Source organism: Pandoraea pulmonicola (genome assembly GCF_000815105.2).
GTDB classification, from domain to species: domain Bacteria; phylum Pseudomonadota; class Gammaproteobacteria; order Burkholderiales; family Burkholderiaceae; genus Pandoraea; species Pandoraea pulmonicola.
This window is the reverse complement of the sequence record NZ_CP010310.2, coordinates 3,615,583-3,638,356: the sequence shown is the minus strand read 5'-3', so window position 1 is coordinate 3,638,356 and position 22,774 is coordinate 3,615,583. Positions and strand designations below refer to the sequence as shown.

14 protein-coding genes and 2 pseudogenes are annotated in these 22,774 nt (G+C 63.6%); 5 read left to right on the top strand and 11 right to left on the bottom strand.

Translation table 11 applies throughout. The annotated features are described in order from the left end of the window. Nucleotides 1-20: 20 nt before the first annotated feature. From acnB to RO07_RS15625, 8 genes and pseudogenes are all read right to left on the bottom strand, one after another. Entirely contained in the window at nucleotides 21-2,606 is a 2,586-nt protein-coding gene (acnB, locus tag RO07_RS15655; RefSeq protein ID WP_039412083.1) for a bifunctional aconitate hydratase 2/2-methylisocitrate dehydratase, read from the bottom strand. Nucleotides 2,607-2,719: 113 nt separating this feature from the next. Then, nucleotides 2,720-3,961 (bottom strand): acetylornithine deacetylase, encoded by a 1,242-nt coding sequence (gene argE, locus RO07_RS15650; RefSeq protein WP_039412080.1) that lies wholly within the window; start codon nucleotides 3,959-3,961, stop codon nucleotides 2,720-2,722. Nucleotides 3,962-3,981: 20 nt separating this feature from the next. Next, complete coding sequence (locus RO07_RS15645) at nucleotides 3,982-5,310, bottom strand: MFS transporter (RefSeq protein WP_039412075.1); 1,329 nt, start codon at nucleotides 5,308-5,310, stop codon at nucleotides 3,982-3,984. A gap of 105 nt (nucleotides 5,311-5,415) precedes the next feature. Further along, nucleotides 5,416-5,682: an aminotransferase class I/II-fold pyridoxal phosphate-dependent enzyme gene (locus RO07_RS26715; RefSeq protein WP_052267359.1), complete on the bottom strand. Its 267-nt coding sequence runs from the start codon at nucleotides 5,680-5,682 to the stop codon at nucleotides 5,416-5,418. Nucleotides 5,683-5,797: 115 nt separating this feature from the next. Further along, nucleotides 5,798-6,622 (bottom strand): annotated as a pseudogene (locus RO07_RS26935) (aminotransferase class I/II-fold pyridoxal phosphate-dependent enzyme); the annotation flags it as partial. Further along, nucleotides 6,612-7,559 (bottom strand): aminotransferase class IV, encoded by a 948-nt coding sequence (locus tag RO07_RS15635; protein ID WP_039412072.1) that lies wholly within the window; start codon nucleotides 7,557-7,559, stop codon nucleotides 6,612-6,614. The pseudogene RO07_RS26935 and the gene RO07_RS15635, both read right to left, overlap by 11 nt. 8 nt (nucleotides 7,560-7,567) lie before the next feature. Then, entirely contained in the window at nucleotides 7,568-8,068 is a 501-nt protein-coding gene (locus tag RO07_RS15630) for a peptide deformylase (RefSeq protein WP_218026561.1), read from the bottom strand. A 41-nt stretch (nucleotides 8,069-8,109) separates the two neighbouring features. After that, nucleotides 8,110-9,237: a branched-chain amino acid ABC transporter substrate-binding protein gene (locus RO07_RS15625; RefSeq protein WP_052267358.1), complete on the bottom strand. Its 1,128-nt coding sequence runs from the start codon at nucleotides 9,235-9,237 to the stop codon at nucleotides 8,110-8,112. Between RO07_RS15625 and RO07_RS15620 the strand changes: the two genes are divergently transcribed. The 4 genes from RO07_RS15620 to RO07_RS15605 all read left to right on the top strand — a co-directional run bounded on the left by RO07_RS15620 (nucleotide 9,124) and on the right by RO07_RS15605 (nucleotide 15,668). Beyond that, nucleotides 9,124-9,843 (top strand): Lrp/AsnC family transcriptional regulator, encoded by a 720-nt coding sequence (locus RO07_RS15620; protein ID WP_335645798.1) that lies wholly within the window; start codon nucleotides 9,124-9,126, stop codon nucleotides 9,841-9,843. The genes RO07_RS15625 and RO07_RS15620 overlap by 114 nt on opposite strands. A gap of 125 nt (nucleotides 9,844-9,968) precedes the next feature. Continuing rightward, nucleotides 9,969-10,742, top strand: coding sequence for an SDR family oxidoreductase (locus RO07_RS15615; RefSeq protein WP_039412061.1), 774 nt, complete (start codon nucleotides 9,969-9,971; stop codon nucleotides 10,740-10,742). 258 nt (nucleotides 10,743-11,000) lie between these two features. After that, entirely contained in the window at nucleotides 11,001-11,909 is a 909-nt protein-coding gene (locus RO07_RS15610) for a LysR family transcriptional regulator (protein ID WP_039412058.1), read from the top strand. A gap of 330 nt (nucleotides 11,910-12,239) precedes the next feature. Beyond that, on the top strand, nucleotides 12,240-15,668 hold the full coding sequence (locus RO07_RS15605; RefSeq protein WP_084072637.1) for an autotransporter outer membrane beta-barrel domain-containing protein: 3,429 nt from the start codon (nucleotides 12,240-12,242) through the stop codon (nucleotides 15,666-15,668). A 193-nt stretch (nucleotides 15,669-15,861) separates the two neighbouring features. On the opposite strand, the gene RO07_RS15600 is transcribed toward RO07_RS15605, so the two are convergent. Next, nucleotides 15,862-16,887 carry a hypothetical protein gene (locus tag RO07_RS15600; RefSeq protein ID WP_147284634.1) on the bottom strand — a complete coding sequence of 342 codons (1,026 nt, stop codon included), beginning with the start codon at nucleotides 16,885-16,887 and terminating at the stop codon, nucleotides 15,862-15,864. Nucleotides 16,888-17,620: 733 nt separating this feature from the next. Here RO07_RS15600 and RO07_RS15595 point away from each other — a divergent pair. Next, a pseudogene (locus tag RO07_RS15595) lies at nucleotides 17,621-20,900 on the top strand (autotransporter outer membrane beta-barrel domain-containing protein). Between the two features lie 41 nt (nucleotides 20,901-20,941). Here RO07_RS15595 and RO07_RS15585 read toward each other — a convergent pair. After that, nucleotides 20,942-21,913, bottom strand: coding sequence for a nucleotidyl transferase AbiEii/AbiGii toxin family protein (locus RO07_RS15585; protein ID WP_039415709.1), 972 nt, complete (start codon nucleotides 21,911-21,913; stop codon nucleotides 20,942-20,944). Then, nucleotides 21,885-22,301 carry a DUF6088 family protein gene (locus RO07_RS15580; protein ID WP_072637070.1) on the bottom strand — a complete coding sequence of 139 codons (417 nt, stop codon included), beginning with the start codon at nucleotides 22,299-22,301 and terminating at the stop codon, nucleotides 21,885-21,887. Before RO07_RS15580 ends, RO07_RS15585 begins: the two co-directional genes overlap by 29 nt. Nucleotides 22,302-22,774 lie beyond the last annotated feature (473 nt).

The window sequence follows — 22,774 nt, the reverse complement described above, 5'->3', positions numbered from 1 at the left end:
GCCGCGGCCGAGCCTCACACTTACATCTTCACCGTGTCGGCAACTTCCTTGAAGTCTTCGATCTGATCGAAGTTCATGTACTTGTAGATCTTGTCGCCGTTGGTGTTGATCACGCCGATGTCGGCCATGTACTCTTCCTTGCTCGGAATCTTGCCCAGACGCGAGCAGATCGCCGCCAGTTCCGCCGAGCCAAGGTACACGTTCGTGTTCTTGCCCAGACGGTTCGGGAAGTTGCGCGTCGACGTCGACATCACCGTGGCGCCCTCGCGCACCTGCGCCTGGTTGCCCATGCACAGCGAGCAACCCGGCATTTCGGTACGCGCACCGGCCGTGCCGAACACGCCGTAGTGACCTTCTTCCGTCAGTTGCTTCTGGTCCATCTTGGTCGGCGGCGCGACCCACAGCTTGACCGGAATGTCGCGCTTGCCTTCGAGCAGCTTCGACGCGGCGCGGAAGTGCCCGATGTTGGTCATGCACGAACCGATGAACACTTCGTCGATCTTGGCGCCGGCCACGTCCGACAGCGTCTTCACGTCGTCCGGATCGTTCGGGCAGGCCACGATCGGCTCATGGATGTCGGCCAGATCGATTTCGATCACGGCAGCGTACTCGGCGTCCGCATCCGGCGAGAGCAGCTTCGGATCGGCCAGCCACTGTTCCATTGCCGTGATACGGCGCTGCAGGCTGCGCGGATCCTGATAGCCCTGCGCGATCATCCACTTGAGCAGCGTGACGTTGCTGTTCAGGTACTCGATGATCGGTTCCTTGTTCAGATGCACCGTGCAACCGGCCGCCGAACGCTCGGCCGACGCATCCGACAGCTCGAACGCCTGCTCGACCTTCAGATCGGGCAAACCTTCGATCTCCAGAATTCGGCCGGAGAAGATGTTCTTCTTGCCCTGCTTGGCCACCGTCAGCAGACCCTGCTTGATGGCGTACAGCGGGATTGCGTTGACCAGATCGCGCAGCGTGACGCCCGGCTGCATCTTGCCCTTGAAGCGGACCAGCACCGACTCCGGCATGTCCAACGGCATCGTGCCGGTCGCCGCCGCGAAGGCCACCAGACCCGAACCCGCCGGGAAGCTGATGCCGATCGGGAAGCGCGTGTGCGAGTCGCCGCCGGTGCCCACGGTGTCGGGCAGCAGCATGCGGTTCAGCCACGAGTGGATCACGCCGTCGCCCGGACGCAGTGCGATACCGCCGCGGTTGCTGATGAAGTTCGGCAGCGTCTGGTGCGTCTTCACGTCCACGGGCTTCGGATAAGCCGCCGTGTGGCAGAACGACTGCATGACGAGATCGGCCGAGAAGCCGAGGCAGGCCAGATCCTTGAGTTCGTCGCGGGTCATCGGGCCGGTCGTGTCCTGCGAGCCTACCGAGGTCATCTTCGGTTCGCAGTACGTGCCCGGACGGATGCCTTGACCTTCGGGCAGACCGCAGGCGCGGCCAACCATCTTCTGGGCCAGCGAGAAGCCGCGGCCGCTGTCGGCCGGCTGCTGCGCCAGACGGAACAGCGTCGACGGGGCGAGGCCCAGCGCTTCGCGCGCCTTGGCCGTCAGACCACGACCGATGATCAGCGGGATGCGGCCGCCGGCGCGCACTTCGTCGAACAGCACGTCGGACTTGACTTGGAATTCGGCGATGACTTCGCCGTTCTTCAGGGCCTTGCCTTCGTACGGACGCAGTTCGACCACGTCGCCCATTTCCATCTTCGACACGTCGAGTTCGATCGGCAGGGCGCCGGCGTCTTCCATTGTGTTGTAGAAGATCGGGGCGATCTTGCTGCCCAGGCACACACCGCCGAAACGCTTGTTCGGGATGAACGGGATGTCCTCGCCCGTGAACCACAGCACCGAGTTGGTAGCCGACTTGCGCGAGGAGCCGGTGCCGACCACGTCGCCGACATAGGCGACGAGGTGCCCCTTTTCCTTGAGCGATTCGATGAACTTGACCGGGCCGCGCTTGCCGTCTTCTTCCGGGGTGATGCCGGGGCGTGCGTTCTTGAGCATCGCCAGGGCGTGCAGCGGGATGTCCGGGCGGGTGGTGGCGTCCGGGGCCGGCGACAGATCGTCGGTGTTGGTTTCGCCGGTGACCTTGAACACGGTGATGGTCAGGCTTTCCGGCACTTCCGGACGGCTCGTGAACCATTCGGCGTCGGCCCAGCTTTGCAGCACGGCGCGCGCGTTGGCGTTGCCCTTGTCGGCCAGTTCCTTGACGTCGTGGAACTGATCGAACATCAGCAGGGTTTTCTTGAGCGCGTCGGCCGCGACGGCGCCGACTTCGGCGTCCGACAGCAGCTCGATGAGCGGCTGGATATTGTAGCCGCCGAGCATCGTGCCGAGCAGCTCGGTGGCACGCGCGCGCGAAATCAGCGCGCAGGCCGTCTCGCCCTTGGCGACGGCGGCCAGGAAGCCGGCCTTCACGCGGGCGGCTTCGTCCACACCGGCGGGCACGCGATGCGTGATCAGGTCGAGGAGGGTTTGTGCTTCGCCGGCGGGCGGATTGGCCAGCAGTTCGACCAGTTCGGCGGTCTGCTGTGCCGTCAGCGGCAGAGGGGGAATACCAAGCGCGGCGCGAGCTGCCACGTGAGCACGATAGTTTTCGAGCATGGGGAGACCTGCTGATGTGCGTTTCGGGGGGAAGGCTGTTCAGGCCTCCACGGCTTTTCCAGGTACTGCTTTGACCGCGATTTTAGTCCCTGCGCATCGTAAGGTCAAATGTCTTATGTCTTATATAAGAGTTGATGACGAACGAGCTTCGACAGGAACCGTTCGCACCGGGCGATCTCGGTAAGCGCGACGAATTCGTCGGGCTGATGCGCTTGCTCGATGCTGCCCGGACCGCAAACGACCGTGGGAATGCCTGCGCGCTGAAAGAACCCGGCTTCGGTGCCGTACGATACCTTGCGCAAGGCGGCATCCGGCGTGAGCGCGCGCACCAGGCGCACCAGATCCTCGGATTCGGATGCCTGCATTGACGGCGGCGCGGCAATTTTCGCGAAGTGGATCGTCGCACCGGGGTGTACGCGCTGCATTTCCGGGATCAGGGTTTGCGAAGCGAAGGCCTCGATCTGCGCAAAGATGGCATCGGCACTTACGCCGGGCAGATTGCGATACTCGAAGACGAATTCGCATGCCGCCGGAATCGTGTTCAGCGCGATGCCGCCCGTTATCGTGCCGGTTTGCGCCGTGCTGAAGGGAACGTCGAAGCCCTCGTCGTAGGGGCCCTGCGAGGCGAAAGCGTCGGCAATCTCGCGAATGCGGCAGATCACGCGCGCCGCATACTCGATCGCATTCACGCCCCGAGGCGTGAGCGAAGAGTGCGCCGCATGTCCCTGCACGCTGCAGCGGTATATGTTGATGCCCTTGTGCGCAATGATCGCCTGCATGCGCGTGGGTTCGCCGACGACGCAGCCTTGCGGGCGAATATTGCGACGGGCCATCGCGGCGAGCATCGGTGAAATGCCGAGACAGCCGATTTCCTCATCGTATGAGAAAGCCAGATGCACCGGTGCCATCGGCGGCGCAGCGAGCCACGCCGGCACTTGACTCATGACCGTCCCGATGAAGCCTTTCATGTCGCATGCGCCGCGGCCATAGAGACGATCGTCTCGTATTTCCGGAACGAAGGGCGCGCTTTTCCAGGGCTGACCATCCACCGGTACGACGTCGGTATGTCCCGACAGAACGATGCCGCCTTGCGTGCCGCCATCGCGCGCGGGCAATGTGGCGAAGAGATTGGCTTTGGCGCCGGTGGCGTCGTAATCGAGCCACGCGTCCGCGCCTTGCGCGCGAAGATTGTCCCGGAGAAGTTCGATCAGCCCGAGATTGGATCGGCGGCTCGTCGTGTCGATGGCAATGAGCCGGGATATCCAGTCTATCGCCTCGCTCGAAGGTGCCGAGGCCCGGTCGTCGTCACCCGCCGTAGGGGAGGGTTGTGTGTCTGTGTTCGGATGGGCGTGCATGGATTGTCCTCGTCATGCGATCAGGCCAGCGTCGCTCGGGCCGTTTCTCGCGAGAGCCGAATCGCGATCAGGCTCGCCGCCGCGCCCGCGGCGATGTACCACGTGGGTGATAGCACGTTACCCGTCATGCCGATCAGCCACGTCGCGATGAACGGTGCGAAGCCGCCAAAGACGGTCACGGACAGGTTGTAGCTCAGCGAGATGGAGGTCGTCCGCACCGCGCCGGGATACAGTTCGACCTGCCATGCCGGTGCGGGACCGGTCATCGTCGCCATGAACGCGGCCAGCAGGCACAGCACGCCGAGCACCGGTAGCGGTTGCGGGTGTGCCGACATGAAGGCGAAGAGCGGGTAGGTGCCGATCAGCACGCACAGGGCGCCGGCTGTCATCAACGGGCGTCGGCCCCATCGGTCCGACAGGTGTCCCATGACCGGCGACAGAACCATGAAGCAGGCGATCTGGACGCTGGCGGCGGTCAGCGCGTCGCGTGCCGGCAGGCCGAGCGTACGCGTGAGGTAGAGCGGCATGTACAGCAGATACAGATAGTTGGTGACCGTCCAGCCGATGGTGAACAGGCTCCCGAGGCCGAGGTTGCGCCGTTGCTGGCGCAGTGCTGTCCGAATGGGGGCGGTGTGCCTCGCGCCGGCCCGTCCTCCCGTGTGAGGCGGCTCATCGATATTGCGCCGCAACCAGAAACCGAAGGCGCCGATGACGACAGCGCCCAGCACGAAAGGCAGGCGCCATCCCCACACATCGATGGCCTGCGGCGACATGATCCAGGTCATTGCCGCGGCCGTCAGAGAACCGAGGAGCAAAGCCACCGCGAGACTGGCTTGCTGCCAACTGCCATACAGGCCACGCCGATGGCCTGGCGCGTATTCGACGATGAAACTGGTGGCGCCGCCCCATTCGCCGCCCGATGCGAAGCCCTGCAGGACCCGCGCAGTCACGATCAGTATCGAGGCATACACGCCGGCGGCTTCGAAAGCCGGCGCGAGGCCGATCATGGCCGTGCCGATCGCCATCAGCAGGATCACCACGAGCAGCGCGGCCTTGCGACCGGCGCGATCGCCATAGGCGCCGAGCACGGCAGCGCCGACCGGGCGCGCCACGAACCCCACGCCAAACGTGGCGATTGCCAAGAGAAACGACGTGGCTTCGCTGTCCGCCGGGAAGAAGTGACGCGCAATCTGTGGGGAAAAGTAGGCGTAGAGCACAAAGTCGTACCACTCGAGAATATTGCCGAGCGAAGCGGCGACGACCGCCCGCCGGGCTTGCGCGGGAGCCGCGGTTGGTTTGGCTGCGGCGGGCGTCCAGTTGTCGTGCGCTTGCGATGGGTTCGAGTTCATGAGGCAACCTGAAGGAAAAGGTCGTGCCGTGACGGGGCCGGCCGTGTCCGAATGTCGTGACGGCGCGGAAGGTAAAGGGCCAGGGATGCGTTCGCGCGCGAACGCTTAGCTGCGCATCGACCGGAAGGCTTCGATGACGCGATCGAGATCGGCGTCCGTCAGTGCCAGCGAGGCTTGCAGCCGCAGCCGCGCGGCGCCTTCGGGGACGACCGGGTACGAGAATGCCTGTGCCAGGATGCCTCGCGCGGCGAGCGCGGACGCCGCGGCTTGAGCGCGTGCCGAATCGTGGAAAATCACCGGCACGATCGGGTGGTCGCCGGCGAGCACTTCGAAACCTGCTTGCGCCAGACTGTCGCGGAGATAGGTGCTCATCGACCGCAGTCGGACGAAGTCGGACGAAGTCGATCATCCCCCCTTCGATCAAATCCAATGCGCGAATTGCAGCGGCCGCGATGGCGGGCATCAGGGCGTTGGAGAACAGGTAGGGCCGCCCGAACTGCCTCAGGGTATCCACGATAGCCGTTGGTCCCGCGACAAATCCGCCTGCCGCGCCCCCCAGCGCCTTGCCCAACGTGCCGACGTAGACGTCGACGGCCGCTGGCAGCCCCTGCGCTTGCGCGGTGCCCCGCCCCGATGCGCCGATAACGCCGATGCCGTGCGAGTCGTCCATCACGAGCAATGCCTGACGCTCGCGGCACAAGGCGGCGAGTGCTGGCAACGGCGCCTGGGTGCCGTCCATGGAGAACACGCCGTCGGTCACCAGCAGCCGGGCCGACGCGCCACGCTCGCCTGCCTGATCGAACGCGCGGGCTGCCGCGTTGGCGTCACGATGGGCGTAGCGCAAGCGAGCGGCCCGCCCGAGACGCATGCCGTCGATGATGCTCGCGTGATTGAGGGCATCCGAGAGCACGGTATCCTCATCGTTGAGCAACGCTTCGAAGAGCGCGCCGTTGGCGTCGAAGGCGGACGGAAACAGCACGCACGCCTCGGTGCCCAGGAACGAACTCAGCCGATGCTCCAGTTCCCAATGCAAGGAGTGCGTGCCGCTGATGAAACGAACCGAGGCCATGCCAAGGCCGAAGCGCGAGATGGCTTCGCGAGCGGCCTCGACGATGCGCGGGTCATTGGCCAGCCCGAGATAGTTGTTCGCGCACAGGTTGAGATAGCTGCGTACGTCCTGGCCCGGCGCCGTGCGTGCCGTGAGGCGGGCGCCTTGCGGCGAATCAATGGCGATCTCGCGCTTGAGCGCATGTCTGTCGACGAGCTGGCGTCGACGGTCATCGAGGCGCGCGCGCAGCGTGTCAGCGAGCATGGTCGGCCTCGCCGTAGTCCACTGTCAGCGTCCATCTGGGGTCGTCATGCCAGGCCCAGTACGTGTGGAAGATCGTCTGCGTCAACTCGCCCGGCGCTCCGTTGCCGACGGGAACACCGTCAAGCCGCGTGACCGGCATGATGCCGCCGGCCGTCGACGTGATGAAGATTTCGTCGGCGCGGCGCAGTTGATCCTCGCGCACGGCGCCCGCATGGACGGCAATGCCGAGCTGTTCGGCGATGTCGAACACGGTGCGGCGCGTAATCCCGTGGAGCACGCCGCGCTCCGGCGTGTACAACGCACCCGCCTTGACGGCGAAGATATTGAAGCCGGGACCTTCCGCGACGTTGCCGTCCATGTCCTTGATGACGACGGTTTCCGCGCCGGCGTCAAAGCCCTGAAATTGCGCGGTGACGAGGTCGAGCCAGTGGTAGTTCTTGATCTGCGGATCGACCGACTCCGGCGGAATGCGGCGCACGGTGTCGATCAGATGCAGGTGCAGACCTTCCTTGAGCTGGCGGGCGTTGGCGACCGACCCATAGGGGACCGCGAACGCGACGAACTGATTTGCCGCGTCGCGTGGATCGCGGCTGAAGGTCGGGGAGATGCCGCGCGTGCAGAGCATTTCGACGTAGGCGTCGCGAAGACCCGCGCGGCGCACGCACTGGACCAGAATGTCGCGAAGCTGCTCGTCGGTATAGGCGACCCGCAAACGCAGTTTTTCGAGCGAGCGGCGAAAGCGCGCGATATGCAGATCGAGCCTGAAGAACTTGCCCTTCCACACATGAACGGTGTCGTAGGTGACGTCCGAGTGCAGCAGCCCCCAGTCGAGTACCGAAATTCGGGCCTCCGACATGGGCAGATATTGGCCCGCCATATACGCGGTGCCAGTGGGGTAGGTCAGGCCGTCGATGCGGCCGATATCGGGTCGATTCATCCTCTGCCTCATTGCGATTGGGGAAAGTAGTCGACCTCGCCGGCGAATGCCGTCCGGTTCAATTCGAAAACGCTGCGGTGCACGAAGGCGTTTTCGCCCACGGCGCGGTCGAAGGACAGCTTGCCGTCGAGGTGGTCGATTTCATGCTGCATGAGTTCGGATTCGGGGCGCTCGAGTGCTTCTTTCAGATGCGTTTTTCCCGTCATGTCGGTAAAGGACACCGAGATCGACGCGAACCGCTCGACTCTGACGAGCATTTCCGGAAAGCACATGCAGTCGTCCCAGAGCGTCATCCGTTCATCGCTGGTCCACACGACCCGTGGATTGACGATGACGTCGGGCCACCCCGGTATGGCCAGACCGATCATGCGTTTTGCGATGCCGATCTGCGGCGCCGCGATGGCGCGCCCGAATCCGTGTTCGGCACGGAAGGCGCGTATCGCTTCGCCGAGGGCAGCGGCCTCGCGTACGACGGCGGGGTCGTTCACATTGGCGACTTCGGCCGCCACCTTGCGCAACGCCGGCGACCCGACGCGCAGAATGCCGACGCTCATTTCGATACCTCGGTCAAAGCCATTTTCTTTCCTTCCTTGTAAGTGGATATGGTGGCGGCCGGTGCGCGCAGGTCGCCGTGTTCATCGAATGCGATGTGTCCCGTGACGCCGCCAAACGACACGCGGTGCAAGGCATCGACGATTTTCGATGCGTCTGTGGACTGTACGGCCACCGCGGCGCGGTAGATGGCCGTCATGGCGTCGTAGGCGTACGGCGCGTACAACTGCACCGGCTCGCCATACCTGGCCTTGAACTTGGCGGCGAACGCTTGTCCGCCCGGCATCCTGGCAAGGCTGTGACCCCCGTCCGCGCAGAACAGGTTGCCATCGAGAGCCGTCCCGGCCAGGCGGACCATCTCGGCGGTGCACAGGCCGTCGCCTCCGACCAGCGGCGCGCGAATCGAGTATTGGCGCATTTGCTTGAGCATCGGGCCACCCTGGGCATCCATGCCTCCGAAGAAAATGACTTCCGGGTTTTCTCGCTTGACGCGCGTGAGCACGGCGGAGAAATCGAAGGCCTTGTCGGTCGAGAACTCTCGTGCAACGATTTTTGCGCCGGCCTTTTCGGCCTGCCGCGCGAAGACTTCGGCGATGCCCTGGCCGTAGGCGGTGCGGTCATCGATGACGGCGATCCGTCGGGCGCCCAGTTGGCTGGCGACGTACCGCGACAGCGCTTCCCCAAGGAAGTCGTCGTTGGCGAGCATGCGGAATGTGGTGTTGAAACCGAGGCGAGTGAACTCGGGGTTCGTCGCGGACGGCGTAAGTTCGGCAATGTGCTGCTGCGCGTAAAGGCGCGCCACGGCGATGGATGTGCCCGAATTCTGGTGACCAATGACTGCGCTGACACGGTTGTCGACAAAACGCTGGGCGATGGTCGTGGCGATGCGCGGGTCGGCGGCATCGTCCTGTGCGTCGAGCGCGAACTGCACCGGTTTGCCGCCGATGACGGGGTGCGTGGCGTTGATCTCGTCCATGGCCAGACGGATGCCTCGCTCGCTGTCCTTGCCGAAATGCGCCTGCGCACCGGTCAGCGCACCGGCGTAGCCGATGGTGACGACGGTCTGGGCTTGCGCACCCAATGCGCAAAGCACTGCGGCAGCAACGATGAACGGTTTTGTAGACATGGCTTTCTCCATGGAATCGAGCCGGGGCCGATGCTACGATTCTATGGAGGCGCCACGAAATTCAAAATTCGCGCGGGCCGTGTTTGCTTAATTGAATTTCTTTTTTCAGGGAATTTGCGAAATATGAGTCAAGGCCCCGCAACACCACTCGACGATTTTGACCTCCGAATCCTGGCGATACTGCAGGTCGACAACCAGATCAGCAACCAGTCGCTGGCCGCTGCCGTCAATCTGAGTCCGCCGGCCTGCCTTAGACGAGTAAGACGATTGCGCGAGGAAAAGTACATTCAGAAGGACATCTCCGTCGTGGATCCGAACAAGGTCGGGCTGCCGATCATGATGTGGGTACTTGTCCAGGTCGAGCGGGAACGACTGGACTTGCTCGACGAATTCAAGCGATTTTTGCAAACGGTACCGGAAGTCATGCAGTGTTATGTGGTCACGGGGCGCGCCGACTTCGCGATGATGATCACCGTGCGCGACATCGACCACTACGAAGAATTCGCCACACGCGTATTTCGTCAGAATCCGAACATCCGTCACTTCGAGACGATGGTCGTGATGTCGCGAGTGAAGTTCGGCATGTCGCTGCCGATCGGCGTGTGACGCCTGCCGCCTCTCGCCAAAGGATTAGTACGATTTTCTGGATGATCTATCCAGATTGGGCCCGTTTATGCGCCGGCTCGCAGTGTCTAAATTGGAGGTTCCATTGACTAGCGAAGGAGATCTCCATGGCAGACCATTCCATCGAGGGCAAAGTCGTGCTGATTGCCGGCGGCGCCAAGAACCTGGGCGGGCTGATCGCGCGCGATCTGGCGCGGCAGGGCGCCAAGGCCGTTGCCATTCACTACAACAGCGCGGCGAGCAAGGCGCAGGCGGACGCGACCGTCGCCGCCGTCGAGGCGCTGGGCGCCCGCGCGGTGGCCTTTCAAGGCGACCTGACTCGTGCTGCCGCGGTGGAGAAGCTGTTCGCGGATACCGTCGACGCCGTCGGCCGTCCCGACATCGCGATCAATACGGTGGGCAAGGTGCTGAAGAAGCCGCTCGTCGAGATCACCGAGGCCGAATACGACGAGATGAGCGCCGTCAATGCAAAGACCGCATTCTTCTTCCTGCGCGAGGCGGGCAAGCACGTCAACGACAACGGCAAGGTCGTCACGCTGGTGACGTCGCTGCTGGGAGCGTTCACGCCGTTCTACGCCTCGTATGCCGGGACCAAGGCGCCGGTGGAGCACTTCACGCGAGCCGCCGCGAAGGAGTTCGGTGCGCGCGGAATTTCGGTGACGGCCGTGGGGCCGGGTCCGATGGACACGCCGTTCTTCTATCCGGCCGAAGGCGCCGACGCCGTGGCGTATCACAAGACCGCCGCCGCGCTGTCGCCGTTCAGCAATACCGGGCTCACCGATATCGAGGACGTGGTGCCGTTCATCCGTCATCTCGTGAGCGACGGCTGGTGGATCACGGGGCAGACGATCCTCATCAACGGCGGATACACGACCAAGTGAACCGCCCTCGCGAGCCCTTCGCCGGGGAAGGGCTCGCGTGGGGCATTCAGGCGCGTGAGCACCGTCCGGGCGAGGCGGTGCCGCTTCGACGCGGTGCCTACTGAGGTGGAGGCGCCGCCGCGGTTATTCTTCTATCTGCCGTTCGCGAACGACAACGCCGCGGGAACGCGCATTCCTGGCCAACGGCGGCTTTTCCGGGTGAAGCCGACACGAGGTGAGCGCTCGCCCGCCACCAAGCGCTGCCAACAATAAACGGACATGGACAGATTCGACCAATACCGGATCTTCGTGCAGGTCGCGGAGATGGGGAGTTTCATCAAGGCGGCCCATGCGCTCGACGTGCCGCGCGCCTCGGTGTCGGCCGCCATCCAGCAATTGGAGACGCAGGTCGGCACGCGCTTGCTGCATCGAACGACGCGGCAGGTGCAACTGACGGCCGACGGCGCGCAGTTGCTCAAGCGCGTGCGTGTGCTGCTCGCCGATATCGAAGAGATCGATCTGCTGTTCCACGCGAGTCAGCGTCAGGTGTCAGGCCAGTTGCTGATCGACGTGCCGAGTCGCGTTGCTCGCCGGTGGATCGCACCGGCGTTGCCGACGCTGCTGCGCCGGCATCCCCGTCTGCGTCTGATACTTCGATCAAGCGATCGGGCGGTCGATCTCGTGCAGGAAGGCGTGGACTGCGTGGTGCGCGTCGGCACGTTGCAGGACAGCAGTCTGGTGGTGCGGTCGCTGGGTACGATCGCGTTGATCAACTGCGCCAACCCGGCCTATCTCGAAACCCACGGCACGCCCGAACGTCCCGACGATCTGCTTGCGGGCCATTGGATGGTGGGATACGCCTCGCCCACGACGGGACGCGAATTGCCCTGGACCTATCTGGACGGGCAAGGCGCCGAACATACCCTGGACGTCCCCAGCCAGGTAGTGACGAACAACGCCGAAGGGTATATCGCCTGTTGCCGCGCCGGGCTCGGACTCATCCAGATTCCCCGCTTCGACGTGCAGTATCTGCTCGACTCGGGCGAACTGGTGGAGGTCATGGCTGGGTATCGCGCGGCCTCGATGCCGGTCTCTCTCCTTTATCCGCACCGCCGTCAACGCTCCCGTCGACTGGCCGCGTTCCTGGACTGGTTCGAAGAACTGATGCAGAAGCACCTCGAACAGTAAGGCCTGCCGACGGGTTCCGCGCCCAGCTCATCGATGTACCCGGTGAGCATCGACAAGTGCCCGGCTGCTTCCCCGTGGACGTGCTCCAGACGTTCCGCGGCCGCGCGTGGAGACGGGGGCAAGGGCGGAAATTTGGGCGATTGGCGAAACACTGACTTTGTATTACATTCGGCTTCCGATGCGTCGTGGATGGCGCACACCGGTGCTCAAAATTGAAGCGAGAACGACATCGTGGAGCGCCGGGGTCTGACGATTGCCGTTCTGCGGGGGAAAGGCCGGAGGCTTCTCGGTCGCCAGTCGCCATGTACGGCGCGATACGAGAGGATATTCATGGTTTCACGCAAATTCGGGCGCGTGCACGGCCGTGCCGATCCCGCTGCCCGACGGCGACTGCCGTCCCCAGTGGTCGACGCACGCTTCCTTCAAGCGGCCGATCCGGCGCACAGTCCATTGGGCGCCAGCTTTGTCCGCACGGCGGGCAGCACGGCCATCGCCCTGGCCCTCGCGGGCGTCGTGCCGCCCGCGTGGGCGGCATGCACGGTAAGCGACGTCAGTGGGTGCGGCATGCCGGGTGGTGGTGGTGCCATAGGGGCACATGGCGTCGGCAGCGCTGGCGGCGCAGGAAACGGTCAGGGGGGCGGGGCAAGCCAGGCTTCGGGTGGCTGGGGGGCGACCGGCGCCGGCGGCGCTGGCGCGGCCGGCGGCGATTCAGCCAGCGCGCCGCCGGGCGGCCCCGCACTCACGATCATCAGCACCGGCATATCGCTCAACGGCCAAACGATCACCGGCGACGCCGGCAACGGCGGACCGGGCGGAAACTTCTACGGCAGTGGTGGGAATGGCGGCAATACGGGCGTGTATTACGCCGGCAACGACATCAACATCGCGTCCAACACCACGATCACGGGCGGGGCCGGCGGTAAAGGCGGCGACCCTCTCGCCGGTGCATCCAGCTACGGCGGCGGCGGTGGCGGTGGCGGCAGCGGGATGATGTCGGGCGGCGCCGTCGCGGTCATCACCAACAGCGGCATGATCACCGGGGGCGCAGGCGGCGCCGGAGGCACCGGCGAGGTCGGCGGTGGCGGCGGTGCGGGAGGCGACGGACTGCTCGCGCTCCGCGGTAGCGCCACCATCACTAACACTGGCGTGATCAGAGGCGGTGCGGGAGGTGCCGCCGGCACTAGCGGCGGGATTGTAAACCAAGGGGGCGTGGGAGGCGCAGGGGGCGCCGGCATCAATCTCGCGGGAATGTACAACAACGTCATCAATGCCGGAACGATCGCCGGCGGTGAGGGGGATGGGGGCGGCGTAGGCATCGTGACCCGAGGCTCGGACATCATCTCGAATATCGGGACCATCATGGGCGCGCCGATCAACGGCGGCACGACGAGAGCCGCGGCCATCGAGTTTGGCGGCCAGAACAACGTGCTGATTCAGGCCGATCCCTCGATTTCCAACTCGACCCTCCTCGGGAGCCTGCTTTTCGATGCAGGAGCAACCGCCACTATTGTGGCGAGAGGCGCGCTGAACAACGATGTCATCCTGAGCGCCGGCTCGGCGGTGACGTTCTCCACCGCGTCCAACAACAGCACGACGATGTCGGGCGTCGTTTCGGGCGCCGGTTCGCTGGCCCTCGTCGGTACGAAAACGCTGACGATGACGGCTGGGAACACCTATACCGGTGCGACGACGATCGGTAACGGCGCGGTACTGGCACTCAGCGGCGACGGCAGTGTCGCGACCTCCAGCGGCGTGAGCGTCGGCGGCACGCTCGACATCTCGGCGACGACGAACGGGGCATCCGTGAAGCGTCTTGCCGGCGGTGGGACGGTCGCGCTCGGCGCGCGCACGCTTACGGTCACGGATGCCAATGCACTGGACACCTTCTCCGGCGTCATCGGCGGATCGGGTGGGCTGACACTGAACGGCGGCACCCAGACGCTCTCGGCGGCGAACATCTACACCGGCGCGACGACGATCAACGCTGGCACGCTGGCGCTGGCGGGCGCCGGTCGGCTGTCGTCGGTGACGACGCTCGCCATGGCGGCCAGTGGCGCGACGTTCGACATGTCCGCCGCGGGCGCGCAAACGATTTCCGGGTTGAGCGGCGTCGCCGGCACACGTCTGCTTGTCGGGACGAATACGCTGACCGTCAACGCCGCATCCGACGGCGTCTATGCCGGTGAGTTCATGGGCAGTGGCACCTTCGTCAAGCAGGGCGGCGGCAGGCTCGTGCTCAATGGTGCCAGCACGGCATTCACGGGGACGACGAGCGTGGGGGCCGGCACCCTCGCGGTCGGCGACGCCAGCCATGAGAGCGCCACGTTGGGCGGCGACGTGGCGGTTGCGGCACAAGGAACGCTGCGCGGACATGGCGCGATTCTCGGCAGCGTGGCCAACGGCGGCATCGTGGCGCCGGGGGGCTCGATCGGCACCTTGAACGTCAGCGGCAACTACACGCAGGCGCCCAATGGGACGCTTGCCATCGAGGTGAGTCCCACGGCGGCGTCGCTGCTCAAGGTGGGCGGCGGCGCGACACTGAACGGCGCGCTCGCCATCACGTACGCCCCAGGGACATATCAGACGACACGCTATACGGTGCTGACCGCGGCGAACGGCGTGAGCGGTCGCTTCTCATCGGTGACCGGTGCGCTGGCGGCGGGAGCCAATCTTGGCAGCCTGCAATCCTCTGTCGCCTATGGCGCAAACGACGTGACGCTGTCGCTGAACGCCCCGGCTCCCGGCGATCCGGGCAATGCGGGATCTTCGGGACCCTCGGGGCCTTCCGTGCCCGTCGTCATTGCGCCGAAGAACACGAGCGCCTACACGGCACTGGGCACGGCGGCGCTGATGAATGCACAGTCGTCGTCGGCGGCGGTTCTTGACCGAGTCACGCGACGCTCGGCCGTTACCGGGCTCGCCACTGGCGACGCGACGCCGGCCGCCTCGGCGGTCTGGGCGACGGCCACGGGTCTGCACGGCCGCGTGGCGGGCTCGGGCAGCCAGCCCGGTTTCCAGGAGAATCAATACGGCTTCCTCGCCGGCGCGGAAAGGCGCGTTGAGCGTAATACGTTCGGATTGGCCGGCGGTTATTCCCACGCCGATCTTTCGGAGCAGGGTGCGGCGGGCTCGGGCACACGGGACACGCTGCGCCTCGCGGCGTATGCAAGTCGGGAGATGGGGCCGTTCGACGTCGCTGCCACCGTCGGTTACGGTCTTCACTTCCTGTCGCAGAAGCGTCCGTTCGCGGGCATCGGCACGGCCGAAGGCGATCACGTCGGGCAGGAATTCACGGCGGCGGCACAGGCGAGCACGCCGATCTCGATCGGTGGGCTCGTCGTGACGCCGCGCGTGGGCCTGCGCTATGCCTACTTCCACGCGAACGGCTTCGAGGAAAGCGGCGCGGGCGGTCAGAACCTGCGCGTCGGCACGGACAATACGCGCAGCCTGCAACCGTTTGTCGGTGTGACGTTCGACAAGGCGTTCGGCGATGCGGCCCGCCCCATGAGCGTCCAGTTCCGTGTGACGTACGCGCACGAACTGCTCGATGCCGGTCGGGCGATTACCGTGGCCTCACAGGACGGCACGGTCTTCGTCGCACCGGGGTTGAGTCTGCCGCGCGGCTTTTTGACGCTCGGCGCGAGCTTCAGCGTGACGCTGGCCAAGCGCCTGGACGTGTCGCTCGCTTACGATGCGCTCGTCAATACCGCGCGCGCGTCGTCACAGGCAGGGAGTCTGAAGGTGAGTTATCGGTTCTGAACGGGGGAGGGTGCGGGCGTCCCGCAGCCCATCGCTTACCTGCATCGATATCGGCGAAAGCGCTGGTTCCGTATTGCCAGGCGCCAGGGCCACACGCTTTTGATACTGAACAAGCCGAGAGACAACCGCCACGGGAGCGCAGCTCCGCGGGCGGTTGTTTTGCAATAGGCGAGTTACGTCGCGAAATTCGGTGTCAGTACTTCTGAGCACACTGAATCTTGAAGCTGGTGACGGGGCGTCCGTCGGGGTCACAGAATCCGTGACACGTCCCGCCGGTCACGATCTGCAGACCGACCATCACTTGTCCGGCAGGACATGCGGATTCGTGGGCGACTTTGTTCAATCCGCCACCAAACCCCTGATCCGGCTGCCATGCGCCCTTGGGCGTGGCACTTGACCGGGCTTCCATCACTGTCAGGCGGGCCTTGGTGAGTTGTTGATCCTCGGACAACTTGTCGAGACTCGTCTGAAACTCGCCGGACCATTCTCTGGGGAACCTTGCTTCTGCCGCAACCGGCAGCGTGAATTGCCCGGCCGTAGTGACGACCGTAATGTCCCCTGACGGATAAACCGTCTCCGTCTTTTCGGTCCGTGGTTTTCTGACGCAGGTGATTACCCAGTCTTTTTCCGAGAGCCGCATGGTTGTCTGCTCGGTGGCCGTGGCACGTGTCGTGCTTTGGTCGCTCACCGGAACCGTGCAGTTCATGACCTCGTTGTTATAGACAACGCCTTGGACGGAGACTTCGCTTGCATTGGTGCGGCGAACGTCGATGTTCACATGCTCGCGCGAGATGTCCGGCGCGAAATCGACACCTCGCGACGCCAGCGCCATGCATTGCAGCCACGCACGTGTTGTGGTGCCCACCACGGTAGACGATTCCTGATATCTCGATTTATCGGACTTGTATGCTGAATCGAACGTCTTGCAGAAATTACGGACGCGTTCTTCGGTGCTGCCTTGTCCAAGATTGAATTTGATGGGGACGGCTTTGATGACGGCGTCCAGGGATGCGCTGAAGCTCGTGCCGGATCTGACCTGATCCCCCTCGCAATACTGGTCGTAGACGGAATACGAAACGGCATCGTACGACGTCGACATTTCGTAGTTTCGCGCGCTGGTTTGCAGCACTTGATTACACCGGTCTGCCGTTTGAGCCTGGCTCACGCAACTTGAAACACCCACCAGGAATCCAAAAACCAGTTTGGCACTCAGTTTCATGTTTTTCCCCGTTACTTTTTTGGCTATTGATTTTCTACCGTTGGGCCGCGACGGGCGGCTGAGCCAAGGCTAGTACAGGGCGTGAGGGGGGGCAATCCTCAATTTGAATGATGAGCTTTCGGGCCTCGACTTCCGATGAATCGATGGCCAAAAGCGTGTGGCACTCGAACGCTCTTCCGATCTGCCGACCTTCAATCCCCCTCCACACACAACTGGAACGGCGTGCTGGCAGGCGCGGTGGCGCTCTCGAATTACGCCATCCCCTTCGAGTTAATACCGATTCTTAGTCCGAAGCGACGTTTGCTATCTTTGTTCGTTGATAGGTTCTTTCATAGTTCGCATCTGCGATTGGCTCGCAGCGTTTTCCAGTTTGAGTAAATCCCGACAGAGGACAGGAGTTCATCGATTGCGTGCAGACCACCTGAAGACGTCATGTACCGTTCCCGCCTCCAGTCCGTGGGACGGCAGCTTGCTGAAGAAGAGGTTGTTTGGCTCGATTGTTTGTCATCGTGCCGTCTTGACTACCGCAGTGACGGCGCTGCTGCCTTCGGCGCAGGCGTTCGCGCAATGCGCCGTCGCCCCAGCCGCGCTCAGTATCTCGTCCGGCACCTGTTCCGATCCGGCATCCACCACGCGGGAAAGTGCGGGGGCTGCGCCCGTGGTCGAGGTCTCCGGCACCGGAACCTATAGCGGCACCTCAGTCGTCTTGACCGCGAACGGCAGCGGCTACGGCATGCGTGTCACCGGCGGCGGGGGGATTACCCTGACTGGCACGCCGCTGAATAGCACTTCGATCAGTACTTATGGCACCGGCGGCCACGGCCTTTATGCCGATGGCGGGGGGCAGGTCACCGGCAGCAATACATCCGTCTCCACGAATGGCGGAGGCGCCTATGGCATAGGGGCGATCGGCGCAGGGAGTCGCGTGTCGCTGACCAATGGCGAGGTGAGCACCGCTGCCGACAACGCCCACGGCGTCTATGCCGCCAGTGGTGGTTCAATCGATTTGACCCAAACCGACATCACGACCTCGGGCGCGGGCGCCACTGCCGTCTTCGCGGATGCCGGAGGGACGATCACCCTCAACAATCTGAGCACGTACAGTTCCGGCGACAATTCCCCAGGCGCCGTCGCGTCGGGCGCGGGCGGCAGCCTCACCCTGAATAACGTTTTCGTGAACATCTACGGCAATGGCAGTGCCGGACTGTCCGCCGTCGGTGGGGGAAAAATCACTGTCAGCGGCGGCGCCATCGCGACAGGCGACTATTACGGAAACACCGTCATTGCGAACTCTCCCGGCGTGCTCGCCCGAGGCGTTGGCAGCAGCATTCAGATGAGCAATGGCGCGACTTCGGCAACGTATGTCGCAAACAGCCCCGGCCTATGGGCGGATGCGGGCGGCAGGATCGACTTCTCCGGCTACGGCATCTTCACCTACCAACCCGATTCCCCCGGCGCCGTGGCGAGCGGCGCCGGCAGCGCGGTCGGTCTGACCGGCACTATCGTCCGTACGTCCGGTCCTTCCGGTGCCGGCTTGCTTGTCACGGACGCAGGTACGATCGCCGTGGCGGACACCGAGGTCACCAGCGGGTACAGGTCGATCGGAAGTACCCCGCCGGTCTTGCAGTTTCCGGATGCGCAAATTGGCTTGCAGGCTCCTGGTGCGGATGTGGCCGGGGTTGGAAGTCGACTGCAAGCCGAGAGGGCCCGCATAACCACGAACGGCGATGGCGCCATCGGCGTTCGGGGCAGTCAGGGTGCCATGGCCGTGATCACTGGAGGCACCATCACGACCCATGGCGTCGATACCGCCGCGGTTGGCGGCGCCGACGGCGCTCGGGCGACCGACGTCGGCAGCAGTATTACGCTGTCCGGCACCTCGGTCACCACCACGAACGTGAACGCCGTGGGCTTGCATGCGATGACGGGCGGCACAATCACTGCTACGGACGCCAAAGTCGCCACGCAGGGGCAGGGCGCTTTCGGGGCTTCTGCGCGGGGTGCCGGCAGCGCCATCACCCTGACCCGCACGGCCTTTACCACTGCCGGCAACGCTGCGCATGGTATCGCCGCCATCGACGGCGGCGCACTTGCCGCCTCGGGGACCACGGTCGCGGTGAGCGGTGCCGGCTCGGCTGCGATCTACCTTGCCGGCAGCGCAGCGAGCACGGTGTCGCTTACCGGCGGCAGTCTGAGCGCCACCAACGGCGCGATCGTACTGGCCGAAGGCGGGACAGGCACCGTCTCGATAAGTGGTGGTACGACGATGACTCCCGCCGTCGTCGGTGGCCGACGCTTGCTGGCGCGAGTGACCGAGGATGCGGTGGGCACGCCAAGCCATTTGACGCTGAACATTGCCGGTATCCCGTCGCTCGCCGGCGACATTGTCGTCGACCCTTCGGCCCTCACCTACAATCTCGCCAGCGGCAATTGGACCGGCAATCTGGTGCTGATCGGGCCGGGCAACACCGCCGGCGCCAATCTGAGCGCCTCGCAATGGACGGGGGACCTGCTGGCCGATGTCGGCAACACCGCTGACGTGGCGCTGGCCCAGGGCAGTCTCTGGACGGGGCTGGCGCGAAACGCAACCAATGTCTCGATCGATTCTCTCAGTGCCTGGAACGTCACCGGCGATTCGAACGCCACCCGCACGGTGACCAATGCCGGTCTGATCCAGTTCGTCGCCCGGCCGGGAGCCTACAGTACGCTGACGGTTGGCAGCTACACGGGCAATGCAGGCAGCCGCATCGGCTTCAACACCTATCTTGGCGCCGACAACTCACCGACCAATCTGCTGGTGATCGACGGTGGCCGGGCCACTGGCACGACGTCCGTGATCGTCAGCAATACCGGCGGCGCCGGTGCGCAAACCGTGGCAGACGGCATTCGGCTGGTGCAGGTCAGCGGTGGCGGCACGACCACGGCCGGCGCCTTCACGCTAGGTCAACGCGTCGCCGCGGGCGCCTATGAGTACCAGCTCTTCCGCGGCGGCAGCACGGACCCCAACGACTGGTTCCTTCGGTCTCATCTCATCGACACATCGACAGGCTCTGCGACGCCAAGCGGTACGGACATTCCGCTCTACCGTCCGGAAGTGGCGCTCTACACGCCTATCCCCGCGATCGCGCGACAGATGGGCCTTTCGACGTTGGGGACGCTGCATGAGCGCGTCGGCGACGAGGAGAACTTGCGCGGCCTGTCGGAGCCGCGGACGTATGCGAACGGCGCTTGGGGACGGGTGTTCGGGCAACGGGTGAGCAACCGATGGAATGGGACGGTGGATGCGAGTGCGACGGGCAATCTGGTCGGATTCCAGACGGGTTTCGACATCTTCCGGCGGACGACGGACAGCGGCCACCGGGACCACGCCGGCGTGTATCTGGCTTACGCCGACTACAATTCGCCGTCGGTGCGTGGCTTCGCGCTGGGAACGCAGAACCTGACGGTGGGGCGGCTACTGATGAACGGCCCCTCAGTCGGAGGCTATTGGACACACTTCGGCCCGAGCGGCTGGTATCTCGACGCAGTGTTACAGGGAAGCTGGTACGACGCGAAGGCGACGTCGCTCTATGGCGCCGGGATATCGACCCATGCAACTGCATACGCGGGGTCGCTCGAGGCGGGTTACCCGATCCATTTCGGAGAGGAAAACGAGTGGTTGATCGAGCCGCAAGCACAGATCATTTATCAGGGCGTGTCGGTGGACCGGTCGCCTGGGGGCTCGGCTGCAATACACGAAGCGTGACGGGCGACGCACGCTGTGGCAGCCCTATGCGCGAGTCAATCTCTGGCAAGCCTTCTCCGGCGTTGACAACGCGCTTTTCGGACAGTCGTCACCCACCGTTGAGGCACACTTCGGCGACACTGCACTGGAGGTCGGTGGCGGCATCACTGCACAGGTGAATCAGAAACTGAGCTTTTACGGCCAGGCCAGCTACCGTTGGTCACTCGGCGGCGGCCGCAATCATCGAACCGCGACCGCCGGTATGTTCGGGGTTCGCTTCAACTGGTGAGCGGCGCGTTCATGTTTGCCGTGCGGGCAACCTTGAATTAATTAAGCGTGCGTGCGCGGTATCGTACTGAGTAGTTTCTGCGCGACGTCTTTGAATACGCCAAACGTCTCGGCAAAGGTCGGCTTATCGTTCCCATAGATTAGAGGGATGAGCTTCGTCGCGTATTCTTCGGCAGTCTGTTTATCGTTGCCAATCGTCTCCAACGCAACGTGCATGCACGCGGCGGGATCTGCGGAAAACTCTTTGTGACGCGTGAATTCGCCCTGATCAAACGCAACCAAATCATTGAAGTGCTTGGCCGCTTGGTCAACCACAGACTGATCATTTTTGACGATGCACCACACGTCGTAGAGATGACGGACCAACGCGTCGTCCCAATCATTTCTCTTGCCAGCGCGATGCTCGGCAAATCGACGGAGGAACGAAAGTACCTTTTCCGCTAACGTTTCTTCGACAGCCACACACGACATCGTGAACTCAGACGCGTCTCTGTTCGCCAACTGATAGACAACATATCCGAGGGACTGCTCGGACGTTGCGAAGCACGGCGTCCGAGTCGTAAATTCAAGTTTGAGGTGCGGCCGCAGGCTGGTATTGGTGGCGTACTGCTCCTTGTACAACCAACCACTGGCGAAGTACCTGTTGGCGTTTCTCGCTGTAGCCTCGCCCGCGATTTCAACAAAACCTAACCCTTTAATGCAGTCAACGACTTGCTTCTTTAGCCCTGATAGATGCGTCTTCAGTTGACTCTGGGAAAGTGCACAGTCCGGCGCGAGCACGACCTTCAGGTCGATGTCTTCAGACATTCGATGGATAAGGCGATGTGCCTTTGAAAGACTCGTGCCGCCGCAGAACACCAATCGGGTGTTCCTGTGTTCCAGGGATGCCAGAGCACGCAGCGCATCGGTGACGTGAATGTCTTTCTCCAAGATTGCAGCAGAGATGCCGCCGAGATCTTCTTCCGCGACTAACGCGTCGATAAGTTCAAGCTGTTCTTTCGAAATTGTTCTCATACTGAATGACTTGCCGTCCAAACCCAAGTTTGCGGGCGATTCGGCGGTTACCGGTATTGATGACGACGTTCGCGGGCAACTGCGTGGTAGTACCCGCGTTGTAGGCTGCGACCAGCCGACTCGGGTATGTCTTCACACCGAGCCGCTTGAAGACCTGCGGCGCGAGAACTTCGACCGGACGCACGGGGATTGGTTTGCCTGACAACGCGCTAGGTTTCGCCTTGGCGTACACACCGACCCCAAGCTTGACTATCGTTCCGGCGTCGACAAGCTCTCGCAGAGCACGACTGAGTTGCGCTTCGCTTCCTAGCCCTGCGAAGTCGGCACGTAAAAAGACGTCCGATCTACGCTTGCGAAGCGATGATGTCAGTTTGTCTTTCAGGTTCATGGTGTCCTCCGTCGTGCCGCACGGAATTTTGTAAGTTTATGATTTTTAAAAAATAATATGACGAATGGCGATCATTTTTTCAGTTTAGCACAGACGGGGCCGTGAGTTGACATCGACCGGTGCACCCGTGGGGAGGGGGGCGAAATGAAATCCGATGTCTCGCAACGTTCGGGCGAGTGTTGGAGCTATCTGGGGAACCGAAAAATCGGCGCGGGCTTGGAAGTTGAGCAGTCGGAGCGCCACAATCCCGTTGGCTAACGACTCGATGAATGGCTCGCGCATGCGCGGAAGGAAGGGGGCGATGCGCTGAGCCTGGGAGTTGACCCTGAAGTATTCGGTGGTCCGGCTACTGCGACGGATGTAGGTGATCGGGAGTCCGGTTAGGACGAGTGTGCCGAGCACGAGGGCACTTGCTGCACCGAGATAGAAATGAACGCCCAAGTTACGAACGACTCGGCGGTAGGATGCGCGTC